This window comes from Pseudoalteromonas sp. MEBiC 03607 (assembly GCF_004792295.1).
Lineage (GTDB): Bacteria > Pseudomonadota > Gammaproteobacteria > Enterobacterales > Alteromonadaceae > Pseudoalteromonas > Pseudoalteromonas lipolytica_C.
Genome location: NZ_SRRY01000001.1, coordinates 1568245 through 1580878, shown reverse-complemented (window position 1 = coordinate 1580878; position 12634 = coordinate 1568245). Strand labels below are relative to the sequence as shown.

The following is a 12634-nucleotide window of genomic DNA, read 5'->3' as shown; positions in this document are numbered from 1 at the left end:
ATTACAACCTTAAACCACCATCAACAGCGATATTTTGTGCTGTAATATAGCGACTTTCATCAGCTAATAAAAAACGAACTAAATTAGCGACTTCGCTTGCCGCGCCTAAGCGTTTTAGTGCTGACTTTTCTGCTAGTTGCTGCTTTTTTTCATCATCGTAGTGAGCAAGCAAAGGAGTGTCTATTACGCCCGGGCTTACACAGTTAACACGAATATTAAATGTACCAAGCTCTTGGGCAAGACTTTTAACCAATCCGCTCATCGCTGATTTCATACTTGCATAAACAACTTGCCCACTGCTTCCTTGTTCAGCCACAACAGAGCTTACCAGGACTAAACTGCCCTGTTTCGCTCTGAGCATCATTTTACTGGCGCTTTGACAAAGCATTAGTGCAGATTTTAAATGGACAGCGTATTGCTCATCAATTTGCTCTTCTCGTACCATCATCAATGGCGCTTCAAGCATACTTCCCGCGCAATGGACAAGCCCTGACAATGAACATTTTTGTTGCTGCAAATAAGCAAATATTTTCTTTATTTCAGCAGGAACAGACGTGTCGGCAACAAAAACAACAACATCTGCATCTGGATAATCCGCTTTAAGCGCTTGCTGCGCTGCTTGTAAACGTTGTTCGTCCCGCGCTACCAATAATAGTTTTGAGTCATCCTCTAGCAGTCGCTTTGCCACCGCAAAGCCAATACCGCTGCTACCACCAGTGATCAATACTCGGCTGCTATTACTCGTCAAATGACACCCCATATTTTGATAGAATTTGTTTGGCTTTTAAAAACGAACTCATATCAATAATATCATCCGTATCAAGCATAATATCAAATTGCGCTTCTAATTCTGCCACCAGCATCATATGGCTCATAGAGTCCCATTTGGGATGCTCTGAATAGCTTAACTGGTCACATACTTCGTCTTGTTCGATTTCTAATACGCTAACAAACGCATCTGTCAGTTTATTAAGTGACACATTAACCTCGGTTTAAAAATGACTTAAGTTTAGGCGTTGCATGAAAATAGTCGTCATGAGTTAACGAAATACTGACTAACGCCTGGTTTGTTGGGTGGTCTGCCAATTGGTAGCCAAGTTGTTGATTATAGCGGATTGCCGCTGTATTTTCTCGCCTTACTTCTGAATATAACTCTTTAACATTTAACTCATTAAAAAGATAATCAATCAATGCAAGCGAAGGCGCAAAGGCAATTAAATTACCCAAAAAATGAGTGTCACTGATATAAATACCAATTTCAGCTCGGTTGGCGTTTTCAATCGGCTGATCTGACTTAACATTAATCACGCCTATTGGCTGCTCTTTGTAGTAAATAACAAAATGACGTTGGCAATTATCAACCAACATATTCTTAAACCAAATTTGGTGATCATCCCATGGGATAGATTGTTGGTTGGTCATTTGCTGACGCACATGTGGCATGTTGCGCCACTGCCAGACACGCTCACAATCTTGTTCGGTTACCCGCTTTAATGTAACAGCATAATTTGCGATGTGCATATTATTCACCTAAGCGCTTTTGATGTACATGTAAATTAAGCTGCGCAATAGCTGGATGCTGTGCTAAAAAAGCCATTATATCTTGACTGCTTGCACACAGAAGATCATCAGGGTAGGTAGCAACTAGCGCTTCAAACATTGTAAAATCGGCAGGCTCATCAATACATAACCTCGCAGCACTACTGATATTAGTCAACGCTTTAAAGTGACCACATTTGAATAACTCAGGATGCTGATAGATGTACGGTGTAACGTGCTCACGCTCATAGTCCTTAGTAGCTTGTTTTGCTGCATACCTAAGTGCTGCAACTGACATAATTTCTGCGTCAAATCCACGAATAAGATTGCCCGTATTAAGACTTGTATAGTCATCACCTTGCGCTAAGTGACTACTAACTAACTCATCAATCAATTTGCTATCAACTAATGGGCAATCAGCCGTCAAACGAATAATACGGTCCTCGTTATCTAATGCTAATTCATCTGCCACTGCGTTGAAACGAAGCAGTACATTATCTTTGCTGCCTCTAATAACTCTAACGCCTCGTTGCTCGCAAAATGCGACTATCTTATTGTCATTTTCATTCTCGCTGGTCGCAATAACATGCTCAAACAATTTTGTAGCTTGAGTAACACGGCTGATGTGGTAGTCAAGTAACGACTTCCCCCCAACCTGTAGCAATACTTTTCCAGGTAACCGTGTTGAATCAAGTCGCGCTTGTGAGCAGGCTACAATCTTCATTGTGTTACGTACTCTAGTTTCATCGGTGTTCCTTTCGTTAACGCTTGTTTCGCAGGTTTACCAATTAATTCATCTAAATAACGCGGATGCAATCCTAAGCCAGGACGTACAGAACGCAGGTTTTGTTCGGTAAATAACTCGCCCTCTTTGATATCTTCTGCAATATAAAGTGAACGACGAAATGCAACATTATCTTGCTCGCTTTTTGCCAGTCTAAAACTTGGCTCACCCAGTGCGCTTTTGGTATTTTTAACCGCAGACACCATGCGAGAAAACTCATTTGGGTCTAATGAAAAAGCGGCATCGACACTGGTTGTATCGTTCGCCATTTTGAAGTGCTTTTCAATAATACTGCCACCTAAGGCAACAGAGGCAATCGCAGCAGTATCCGCCAAACTGTGATCACTTAAACCCACTGGTATATCTAAATACTGATGTAAATAGGCCAAGGTTGAAAGATTACAATCAGCAATTGGAGTAGGATACCCACTCACGCAATGAAGAATAGCTAACTGCGTGCCACCCGCTTCTTTCACAGCAGTGACTGCTTCTTCAATCTCAGCGAGCGTCGCCATCCCCGTCGACATGATGATAGGCTTACCCGTTTTAGCAGCGTATTGAATCAGACCAATATCAGTAATTTCGAATGAGGCTATTTTATATGCAGGGCAATTTAAATCTTCGAGTAAATCAATTGCTGTTTTATCAAATGGTGAAGAAAACAAAGTGATGCCATGCTCTTTAGCTCGTGCAAATAATGCCTCGTGCCAATGCCAAGGTGTATGTGCTTCCTCATATAATTCATATAAGGTGCGACCCTGCCATAATTTATCTTTCACAACAAATTCAGGACCATCATGATCCAGGGTAATTGTATCTGGACGATATGTTTGAATTTTAATTGCACTTGCACCTGTTTTTGCTGCTGCATCAATTAGTTCAAGTGCTTTATTAATATCGCCACCGTGATTTCCTGAAAGTTCGGCAATCGTGTAAGGTTGATAATTTTCACCAATATCGACACCATCAATATTGATACTCTTGTGCAATTGCCCAACATCAAATTTTTTCATTATATTACTTCGACCATTATTTGATTAATCTAGCGCTTCAATAATGCGCTCTGCTGCCATGCCATCAATTGCCTGTTGGCCATAAAGTGACAACTTTCTCTTTTTATCGGCTGAATTAAGCAAAAATAGAGCCTGTTTTACCACATTAGCAAAGTCAGTCTGCTCATTTCTAAAATCTATGCATTGATAAGCCGTATTGTTTAGTGAGGAGTCTAACGCTTGAGATTGGTTATCAACCAAAACTAAAGCAATAGTTGGTACGCCTAAATACATTAATTCGTACAAACTCCCCCCTGCTGACGTAATAGCGATATCAGCTTCACTCATTAATCTAGCGAGATTTGGATAATCAATATGTAATTCAAACTTAGCATGTTGCTTTAACCTGTTGAGCAAAGTAAGTGTATTTTCTGAACAACTACTGCTCACTGCAACAACGAGCTTTGTAATATCATTACTAGCAACAAGTTGTTGGCAAAGCTCGGGAGTCAACATTTTGACATCCGTACCACCTAAACTAATGAAGATACTCTTTTCAATAAAGCGTTCGCGCGCCCTATACGATTTAAACTCACTTCTTATTAGCCGATAATCTAAACCTTGTAACACCCTAGGCGCTTTATGAATTGTATCGACTACATCACTAGGATTGACGATTAAATCAAATTCTAATGGCTCCTGATACGTGCCATCATCAAATATAACAAGTTGTTTTACGGTATTTTTTAACTGAATTATTGTTTCGTTTGATAGAGCATAATCATCGACAATTAAAATATCGGCTTTTGATAGCATGGTTACAAGAGCGATTTCATCTACAGCACACTTTAGAACCACCCCCATCCCGCTGAGTTTACCATGCAATTGAGGGGCTAAATCACGGTAAAAAAGTGTGACCTTATGCTGTTTGTTAAGCAGCACTTCGATCAACGCTATTTGTCGCATTACATGCCCATAGCCAATTTGCTGGCTTGCATTTGCATAGATTGCTATCATACTGAATGCCTATATTAACTTATTGAAAAAGTTATAAATTAGCTTAAATTAAAGTCACTTTATCACGTCGTGTGGCAAGCTTAATAGAGAAACGTGTCCACAACCAGAACCATTAGGCTAAATGACCACTTTATTATGGTCTATAATTTGCTTACAAAAAAACTATAAATACCAAAGAATTATATTATGTCGCACGCTATTTTTATTTTTGGTGCAGGTGAAGCCGGTAAGGCCGCTTTGAAATACCTGCAAAATGACTTCCAGGTACTGGGCTTTGTTGATAATGACACAACCAAACAGGCTAATAAACTGGCAGGTTTAACAGTGCATGCGCCAGAAGAATTGCTAAAAATGCAATTTGATTATGTTTATGTCGCCAGCGAGTTTTTTGAACAAATTGAACGCCAACTACAAACTGAATTAGCAATTAATGTAAATAAAATACGTATCCTCCCTGCACATGCAATCAAAGGAATTCAGCTAGGTAATACAGAAGCCAACCAAAATGCTCTTAAGTTACTTGCGATAGTTACAGAGACATTAAACAAAGATAATGTCGCATATTATGTCGATGCAGGAACTTTGCTCGGTATAGTTCGAGATAATGCGCTTATCCCATGGGATGATGACTTAGATATAGCCATAAATAGCACAGACACAGATAAGTGTTTTCAATCAATTACCTCCCTGCTTGAAAGACTAGAGCTAGAATTTAATACACCTTGGGAGCTCTTTATAAATAAAGCGCGTAATGACTATAACAGTATCCATAAAGGTGATTGCGCTTCATTTAAGTTAAGACCAATCAAAGCTCAGCGCAAACTTGCACAACTTGACGTTTTTATTAAATACGTTGATGAGGAGCTAATGCATTATGTTATTTCATCGCGAGGATTTACTATGCCTAGTTCACACCTTTTAACTACAGAAAAATACCAGTTTAATGATATCACTCTCAACTTACCCTCTAATGCGACAAGTTACTTAGCAACACATTACGGTGACGATTGGCAAACCCCTAAAAAAGACTGGAATTTAAGTATGATCAAAAGTGCAACAGTATTTGAGAGTTAATTAATGAAAACAATACTTACATACGGCACCTTTGATCTTTTTCATATAGGCCATCTCAATTTACTGAAGAAACTAAAAGGTATGGGAGATCATCTTATCGTCGGCGTATCTACTGATGAATTTAATTTAGAAAAAGGCAAACAAAGTATTTATAAATATCAGGATCGTGCCGATATAGTAGCTGCACTTGAATATGTTGACTGTGTAATCCCAGAACATAGCTGGAAACAAAAAGTACAGGATATTCAGAAGTATAATGTTGATGTTTTCGCAATTGGGAATGACTGGCAAGGTAAATTTGACGAATTGAAATCGTATTGCGAAGTTATTTACCTGCCTAGAACTGAAAATATCTCATCAACCGCAGTGAAAGAAAGTATAAACGCACTAAATGCTGCAAAAATTGATGAGTTAAAAACAGCTCTAGATGGCATCAAAGCGATTATTAACACGATTCAGTAAGAAATAGGCTTCTGATGAATTTACACGATTTATATTTAAATAGCGAAATAAGCGCTGAAATTGATCTTATCTTTAAAAATAAAGAGGTTAAGGTCGTATCTTTTGATATTTTTGACACTTTATTAAGACGTAAGTGCTGCGCTCCAACTGATATATTTACGTTGGTTGCAAAAACAGCTATCGAACGAAATATACCAATAAAATCTGATCCTGAAACATTCAGAAATAGTAGAATTTTCTTCGAAAAAAAAGCCCGATTACAAAGCCCCTATCAAGATATCACTCTACCAGAAATTTATGCATGCTCACCTTATACGGAATCAGTTCAATTATCATTAATCGAAATTGAGCATGAAGTTGAAGCAAAATATTTATACCCTGACCCTATCTGTAAAGAAGTTATCCAACATTTGTTTAAATACAATGTCGAATTTATTGCTACATCAGATATGTATTTAAGTAATTCGTTTTTATCAAAACTACTCAGAACCAATTTTCCAGAAGTTAACTTCACTCATATTTTTGTTTCAAGTGAAACTCGCTTAACAAAAGCAAGCGGTGATATGTATTCACATTTATTGGACCAACTTAATATTTCGCAAGAGCAAATAATTCACATAGGCGATAACTTAAAATCAGATGTAATAAATGCTTCAGCTGCAAAAATAAAGTCGCTACATTTTGCTCCACCACGATGGATTCAGCGTGTCTTATCACGAGAGAAAATCTTCAAAGATTTCTATCCTAACGAGATTAATCAAGCTCGAATTTTCGCAGCAATGCTCGCTCCTAGCTTCTTATCGTTCGAAGAAAAACTAGCATTCCTTATTGGCGCCGTAATACATGGCCCAACGTTGGCAGGATTTGCCAAATGGATTAAAGATCAATGTGAGCATAATGAAATAAGTCACCCCCTATTTCTGATGCGTGAGGGTGAAATATATAAGCATGTTTTTGATTTTTTCTTTCAGGAAGCGGGAGTATTTTCAACAAGAAAGTTTTATGCTTCTCGAAAAGCAACCTACTTACCATCAATAGATCCAAAAGAATTGAGTCGTGACATATCTCAAGTTCTTACAAGAAAAAATTATTGTGTTAAGAATCTACTTACCGACCTCCAACTTCCTTATGAGAAAGATGACTCTTTACAATCAATTCTTGATGAGGAAGTTAATAAAATTTCAAATGATAAGGTTAAAGTTCAACTTATTAATGCATTCTTAGAAAAGCATCGTGAGCAGCTTACACTATCAATAAAGCAAAAACAGACTCTGTTAGACTTGTATATTGAGCAAGTCACAAAAAATGAAGACTATGCTTTTGTAGACTTTGGCGCAGGTGGCACTATTAACCATCAGATTGAAAAATCGACAACAAAGTCCGCAAAACTCAATATTCTTTTTTATACTACGGAACGAGCTTACAACCATGCTAATGAATTAATTTTCATGTCGTTTCTGCCTTTCGTTACATCTACTTTTACTGATGTAATGGCTATTTCTCGAAGCCCAGAAATAGTGGAGTATTTTTTAGTCGGCAAAAACACAACAACTTTAGATTTTACTATTGAAAATGAAAAAGTGATGCCTATTTGCGCAAAAGATACCTCACCGGAAAAACACAAGCAGCTAGTCACTGCATTTAATTTTGGCGTTGACAGCTACTTATACTTCAGTAAATCATTAAATTTAAATGAACATACTTACAACAACAGACTGGCGGCGGTTACTTCTATTGCACGCCAAGTTAGATTTCCAACTGAAATTGAAGCAAAGTTTTTAGGTAACCTGAAGCATGAAGATAATTTTGGTTCAGAAAGCCAATATTCAATTATCGAACAAAATGAGATCGATGAAATAAGAAATATTGGTTTGAATGAATTTTGGAGTAATCACTTAACATTCAAAGGACTTTTATCTAAGCGTGTTACTTGGCCTCAAGGTTTAATCACTCGACTTGATCCTCTCTTTTTGTCAAAAAATGTTTTTTTTCACAATGAAACTGAAAGCAAACACCAAGAATCTATAATGACAATCCACGAACAGTTAAAAGAGCTGAAATTAACAGAAGTTGTTGTCTATGGTGCAGGAGAGTTTTTTGATGAACTTGAGTTGCTACTAAAGTCCCTTAGTATAAGAATTGTTCACTTAGTTGATAAAAAAGCAGAATTTGGAAATTATAGCAAACGAGGCTTTAACGTTATAAGCCCTACTCAAGCATCTAACTTGAATTTACCTGTCGTGGTAGCATCTGAGTCATTCTTAGATGAAATCCAAAAGCACATTGAAAATCTGAATATAAGTAACGGAGTTATAATTAAATGCTGAACTTCAAGAATGAATTAGAAAAAAGAAAGTTTATATTTCATCCGGAGCAAACTTTAGATTGGCGAGTTAGCAAGAGCTTGGCGGAGTTAGACTGTAGTTTGAAGTCACATATTATATCTGACATAAAAGACTTAAGCCTTCTTATAGCAGAGATCCATGCTTTAGACTTTCAACAAGAACTAATACTTACATTGGTAAATGAGCACTTAAATACTGCGAAAGAAGAAATTGAGAATGAATTATTTGAACATGGTTTTGTAAGAAGTTATATCGACTATCATTATTACACTTACGATAAGCTTTATGATAATCAGAAGTTTACTTTGGGTAGTTTTCGATTTTTAGGAAACACTCAAGACACGCAAGACTCGTTAATATGGTTGAAAGAGAACCGCGACTTGCATATGGACATGCTTAGGGAGTCTGGCGCCCGCTCAGATGCCCACACCTACCGTTATGTATGGGCATGTAACTTTATACGAGAAGGCGATACTGTCATCGATTGCGCTTCAGGGTTAGGCTATGGTGGCTATTTACTTTCAAACTTATCAAAAGCACAACGTGTTTATGGCTTAGATATTTGCCAAGATAGCGTCAATTATTCGAATACTATTTATGGCAATAGTGAATTATCTTATCAACAATATGATTTAGATCTACTCGATAAATTAAATACTCCTCGCGTAGATACCATAACGTCTTTTGAAACGATTGAGCATCTTAGAAACTATGAGAACTTTTTTAAATTTTGCACTACCAATTTAAAACCTGATGGTCGCTTAGTCCTTAGCGTTCCATATTTATGGGTGGATGAGACAGGTAAAGACCCTAACCCGTTCCATTTTCATGAATTTGATTGGAATAAGTTTAAAACGCTTATTGAAAGCTATGGGTTCATGATTGAAAAAAGATTCGCACAAACCGCGCCTGGCGGATTTAAACTCCTTGATGCTGCAAGAACCTATAGCGAACTATCACCTAGCCAAGGCGAATTTGAAACTGAATGGATTATCGTTGTTGCGACGCCAAATTTAACGAATCCAATGTGGGCAAAAATCAATAGTGATTTAAGCTACGAGAATCCCCAATACTCAAGTAACAACTTACCTTCGTATATTGACTTTGCGAACGGTATGGACTCTCCTTGGCTGCATAGACAGGTTGTTCAAGTTGGCCAACGTATTGAAGACAAAAAATTAAGATCTTCTTATGCACTCGAACTCCTTAATAGCGATACCTCTTTGCAAAACAGATTGCTACTTAACACTATTATAAGCTATGCAGAAGATGAACATACCCAAAAATGGCTCGATGACAGCTTGGCCTTACTTGATGAAGCTGAAAAGGCAAAACCTTCTGGCTTTACATTAAGGTGGCTAATTTCACTGCGCTTCTCTCTCGGAAGTTACTTCTATAGCACAGGTAACTTTGCAGAAGCTGAAAAACAATTTTGCATTCTTGAAGGCTATAGAATTGAGAAGTTTTGCTCACTATTAGTAACCAAAACTGCTCAATCAAGCTTATATTTAGCACTAATTTTATTATCAAGAGGATTGAAAGAGAAAAGCCACTATCACTTAACACTTGCCAAAAATAAAGTTCTAGAAGCGAGTGAGGCAATTTATCATGAACTTAAAAATGGCCGTGATAATAACGCTCCATTCTTATGGACAGAACTTGCAGAAATTATTGACTTGGGTGATAGCATAAACCGCTGTATTCTTGCTCTAGATGGAGCAAATATAGAAAAGAATAAGCTTACGATTGCTAACATATTGAACTCTCGCAGGTTTGGTTTATTCGATCTTTCAGAAAAACTGAAACTACTTAATTCTCGGGTAGACTCTCATCAAGTTGATCAAGTTCTAAGAATTATCGACATTAATTTGATTAAAAAAATAAAACTTATTCAACCAAAGAAAGTAGCTTTTTGGGGAATTTCAGCTTTATCAAACCATTTAGAGAGTTCCTTGAAAGAGTACATTGGTGATAACTACTTCTTCATCGATTCTAATCCTGATAAACATGCTTCGTCACTTACTAAGACTATAATGACACCGCTAGAGGCGTATAAAGAGCATCCAGATTTAATAATCATTTGCTCTATAACATCTGCTGATGCAATTAAGAATCAAATTCCAAAAAATATAAAATCATTAAGTATCTCTATAAGTGAATAATGAGATGAGTTTAGACAAATTAATAGATAGCATTAAAAGTGAATATGATGAGCACGACACCCTTATCTTAAGAAATCACGAATTAAAAAATGAACTAAAAGCAAAATTCTTACCTATTGTAAGTTCTAATTTTGGTGAGAACATATGGGTTGGTGCAAAAAGCAGTCGATTTTTTGACAAAGGTTTAAAACCAAAAGTAATCAGCTACTACACTAAAAATACAAGTTATCAAGACTGTGCAATGGAACTTAAAAGTTCACTTGATACTATTGGGTACGATAATTACCTAATACATGGTGTTGACTCCGCGGGTGATTGGGAAGTCAATTGCAGTTTAAAGCCTGAATTCATTTTAAACACATTAAAAGAAACTAAAGGCCCCGTTCTTTGGGTTGACGCTGATGCAAAAGTAAAAAGAGCTCCATTGATCCCTCATTATGTAGACTTTGGTGTTCATTTATACGATGACTGGGAATTCGCCAGTGGAACTCTTTTTTTCAATTACACCGAAAACGCCATTGAGTTATTAGAAAACTGGACCTTTTTAAGCAAAATAAAGCCCTTGATATGGGATCAAATGTTATTAGATCAGGCTTGGTGTGAAGTTTCGACTTCTTCGCCACTGATCACTTGTTGGTTACCGAATAGTTACACTTATATATTCGATCAAAAAAACTGTATTTCTGCGCCGCACATAATCCATTATCAAGAGTCACGCACGCAAACTAAGAAGAAAAAACCTAACTTTAGTAATAGGCTAGTATCTTCACGTAAAAACAATATAGCTAATGAAGAGAGGTTTGATATTTTGCCTACAGGAACATCAATTGATGACTATACTTGGCCAGACATTATTCTGGACCTCAATATATTAATAGATAGACTTTACAGCATTAAAGGTGGCTCTGGTAAGCGCTTTGAGTTTATTCAAGTGGGTGCTATGGATGGTAAACGATTCGACCCCCTTCACAAGCATATAAAAGCGAAAAATTTAAAAGGAATTCTATTAGAGCCAAATAAAGAGATGTTTGACTTATTGGTAGAAAATTACCGAGCTTATGATCAATTAACACTCATCAATGCTGCAATTCATGATGAAGAAAAAATCATACTCAATAGGATCCCCAGAGATGTAATAGAAAATGAAATCTTACCTGAATGGGCATTAGGAATTTCATCTATATATACAGACAGAAATGCATTAGGGGGAAAGCAAGTAGACAATGAAACCCTCTCGCTAATACAAAAATATATGGTCTCTGAAGAAGTTGATTGTGTCACACTTGAAAGCTTAATTTCTGAATATAACATCTCAGAATTAGATTTACTTCAGATAGATACGGAAGGCCACGATTGGCAAGTGCTATCTTCATTTCCAATTAAAAAAATAAAGCCAATGATTATAAACTTTGAATATTATAATCTACCAAAAGATGAACAATTAGAGGCTCAACAATGGCTTATAGACCATGGTTACGCTTTTACAAAAGACCATAAAGACATCACAGCTACATTATTGAGGCTTCCTAAATGAATCAATTTGAAGTGTACATCTACTTTGCATCAATGGGGCGTTCAGGAAGCACATTAATCGCTAATTACTTTACAAAGCCTGATGCCAAACAGTTTATGTTTGTCGAACCTAATGTATCAGAAAATAATCGCTTTAATGTTAATTTAATAAATCAATTAACCGACTTTTCTTTACAAAATGACCCTAGCTCATTGCCTGAAACGTTAAAATCATTAAAAGAAAAAAACTACAAAATAGGAATAAAAGAAGTAAAGTCTGACATACACTCTCAAGTTAACAAGCTTATCTTTCCTGAAAAAATCGTTGTAACATGCAGAAATATTAAAGATATTTATTTAAGTTTAGTTGAGAAACACAGGCAACAAAATGTGCCTTTAAACGAAGATTGGTCTTACGAATATTGCTTAAGAGAATCAAAGTATATATTAGGTTTTTGCGAAAAGAATAGCTGTTCTAAAATCATTCGATACGAAGACTTTATTGATTCTTATGATTACAGAAGTGAGCTTTGCCAGCTACTAGAACTTGAAGGGGAAGGTGTTGTAGATAGAAATTTTGACATCTACAACAGGACATTTGAACAGGAATTATTTAAAGGTGAAATAAGAAAACGTGACAAGCCTTACAGGCATATTGTCCAAAAAGATATCCAACAAGCTGAAAAGCTTTCTGAAGAGTGCCAAGCTTACCAAGCTTATTTTGATTACGTGTAATAATACATTAGC

12 protein-coding genes are annotated in these 12634 nt (G+C 36.6%); 6 read left to right on the top strand and 6 right to left on the bottom strand.

The annotated features are described in order from the left end of the window. Position 1 precedes the first annotated feature (1 nt). The 6 genes from E5N72_RS07230 to pseG are packed head-to-tail and all read right to left on the bottom strand — an operon-like array spanning position 2 to position 4332. Positions 2 to 748 (bottom strand): SDR family NAD(P)-dependent oxidoreductase, encoded by a 747-nt coding sequence (locus E5N72_RS07230; protein WP_168246718.1) that lies wholly within the window; start codon positions 746 to 748, stop codon positions 2 to 4. Beyond that, a complete protein-coding gene (locus E5N72_RS07225) occupies positions 738 to 980 on the bottom strand; it encodes an acyl carrier protein (RefSeq protein ID WP_119853507.1) in 243 nt (80 codons plus the stop codon). Before E5N72_RS07225 ends, E5N72_RS07230 begins: the two co-directional genes overlap by 11 nt. Before the next feature lies 1 nt (position 981). Beyond that, on the bottom strand, positions 982 to 1521 hold the full coding sequence (pseH, locus tag E5N72_RS07220) for a UDP-4-amino-4,6-dideoxy-N-acetyl-beta-L-altrosamine N-acetyltransferase (RefSeq protein WP_135923846.1): 540 nt from the start codon (positions 1519 to 1521) through the stop codon (positions 982 to 984). 1 nt (position 1522) lies between these two features. After that, complete coding sequence (locus E5N72_RS07215; RefSeq protein ID WP_135923845.1) at positions 1523 to 2263, bottom strand: glycosyltransferase family protein; 741 nt, start codon at positions 2261 to 2263, stop codon at positions 1523 to 1525. After that, positions 2260 to 3336: a pseudaminic acid synthase gene (pseI, locus tag E5N72_RS07210; RefSeq protein WP_135923844.1), complete on the bottom strand. Its 1077-nt coding sequence runs from the start codon at positions 3334 to 3336 to the stop codon at positions 2260 to 2262. The genes E5N72_RS07215 and pseI overlap by 4 nt, the downstream gene beginning before the upstream one ends. Before the next feature lie 24 nt (positions 3337 to 3360). Next, positions 3361 to 4332, bottom strand: coding sequence for a UDP-2,4-diacetamido-2,4,6-trideoxy-beta-L-altropyranose hydrolase (pseG, locus tag E5N72_RS07205; RefSeq protein WP_135923843.1), 972 nt, complete (start codon positions 4330 to 4332; stop codon positions 3361 to 3363). Between the two features lie 186 nt (positions 4333 to 4518). Here pseG and E5N72_RS07200 point away from each other — a divergent pair, with 186 nt between their 5' ends. The 6 genes from E5N72_RS07200 to E5N72_RS07175 are packed head-to-tail and all read left to right on the top strand — an operon-like array spanning position 4519 to position 12622. Next, positions 4519 to 5406 (top strand): LicD family protein, encoded by an 888-nt coding sequence (locus E5N72_RS07200; RefSeq protein WP_135923842.1) that lies wholly within the window; start codon positions 4519 to 4521, stop codon positions 5404 to 5406. Positions 5407 to 5409: 3 nt separating this feature from the next. Further along, positions 5410 to 5868, top strand: a complete 459-nt coding sequence (gene tagD / locus E5N72_RS07195; RefSeq protein WP_135923841.1) for a glycerol-3-phosphate cytidylyltransferase — start codon at positions 5410 to 5412, stop codon at positions 5866 to 5868. Between the two features lie 14 nt (positions 5869 to 5882). Beyond that, positions 5883 to 8195, top strand: coding sequence for an HAD-IA family hydrolase (locus E5N72_RS07190; protein ID WP_135923840.1), 2313 nt, complete (start codon positions 5883 to 5885; stop codon positions 8193 to 8195). Beyond that, entirely contained in the window at positions 8189 to 10375 is a 2187-nt protein-coding gene (locus E5N72_RS07185; RefSeq protein WP_135923839.1) for a class I SAM-dependent methyltransferase, read from the top strand. The genes E5N72_RS07190 and E5N72_RS07185 overlap by 7 nt, the downstream gene beginning before the upstream one ends. A 4-nt stretch (positions 10376 to 10379) precedes the next feature. Continuing rightward, positions 10380 to 11909, top strand: a complete 1530-nt coding sequence (locus E5N72_RS07180; protein WP_135923838.1) for an FkbM family methyltransferase — start codon at positions 10380 to 10382, stop codon at positions 11907 to 11909. Next, complete coding sequence (locus E5N72_RS07175) at positions 11906 to 12622, top strand: hypothetical protein (RefSeq protein ID WP_135923837.1); 717 nt, start codon at positions 11906 to 11908, stop codon at positions 12620 to 12622. Before E5N72_RS07180 ends, E5N72_RS07175 begins: the two co-directional genes overlap by 4 nt. Positions 12623 to 12634: the final 12 nt, after the last annotated feature.

Excerpts from the sequence above, each read along its gene's own strand:
- E5N72_RS07200 (WP_135923842.1), top strand. The coding sequence starts at position 4,519 with ATGTCGCACGCTATTTTTATTTTTGGTGCAGGTGAAGCCGGTAAGGCC.
- E5N72_RS07180 (WP_135923838.1), top strand. The coding sequence starts at position 10,380 with ATGAGTTTAGACAAATTAATAGATAGCATTAAAAGTGAATATGATGAG.
- E5N72_RS07190 (WP_135923840.1), top strand. The coding sequence starts at position 5,883 with ATGAATTTACACGATTTATATTTAAATAGCGAAATAAGCGCTGAAATT.
- pseH (WP_135923846.1), bottom strand. The coding sequence starts at position 1,521 with ATGCACATCGCAAATTATGCTGTTACATTAAAGCGGGTAACCGAACAA.
- pseI (WP_135923844.1), bottom strand. The coding sequence starts at position 3,336 with ATGAAAAAATTTGATGTTGGGCAATTGCACAAGAGTATCAATATTGAT.
- E5N72_RS07175 (WP_135923837.1), top strand. The coding sequence starts at position 11,906 with ATGAATCAATTTGAAGTGTACATCTACTTTGCATCAATGGGGCGTTCA.
- E5N72_RS07215 (WP_135923845.1), bottom strand. The coding sequence starts at position 2,263 with ATGAAGATTGTAGCCTGCTCACAAGCGCGACTTGATTCAACACGGTTA.
- E5N72_RS07185 (WP_135923839.1), top strand. The coding sequence starts at position 8,189 with ATGCTGAACTTCAAGAATGAATTAGAAAAAAGAAAGTTTATATTTCAT.
- pseG (WP_135923843.1), bottom strand. The coding sequence starts at position 4,332 with ATGATAGCAATCTATGCAAATGCAAGCCAGCAAATTGGCTATGGGCAT.
- tagD (WP_135923841.1), top strand. The coding sequence starts at position 5,410 with ATGAAAACAATACTTACATACGGCACCTTTGATCTTTTTCATATAGGC.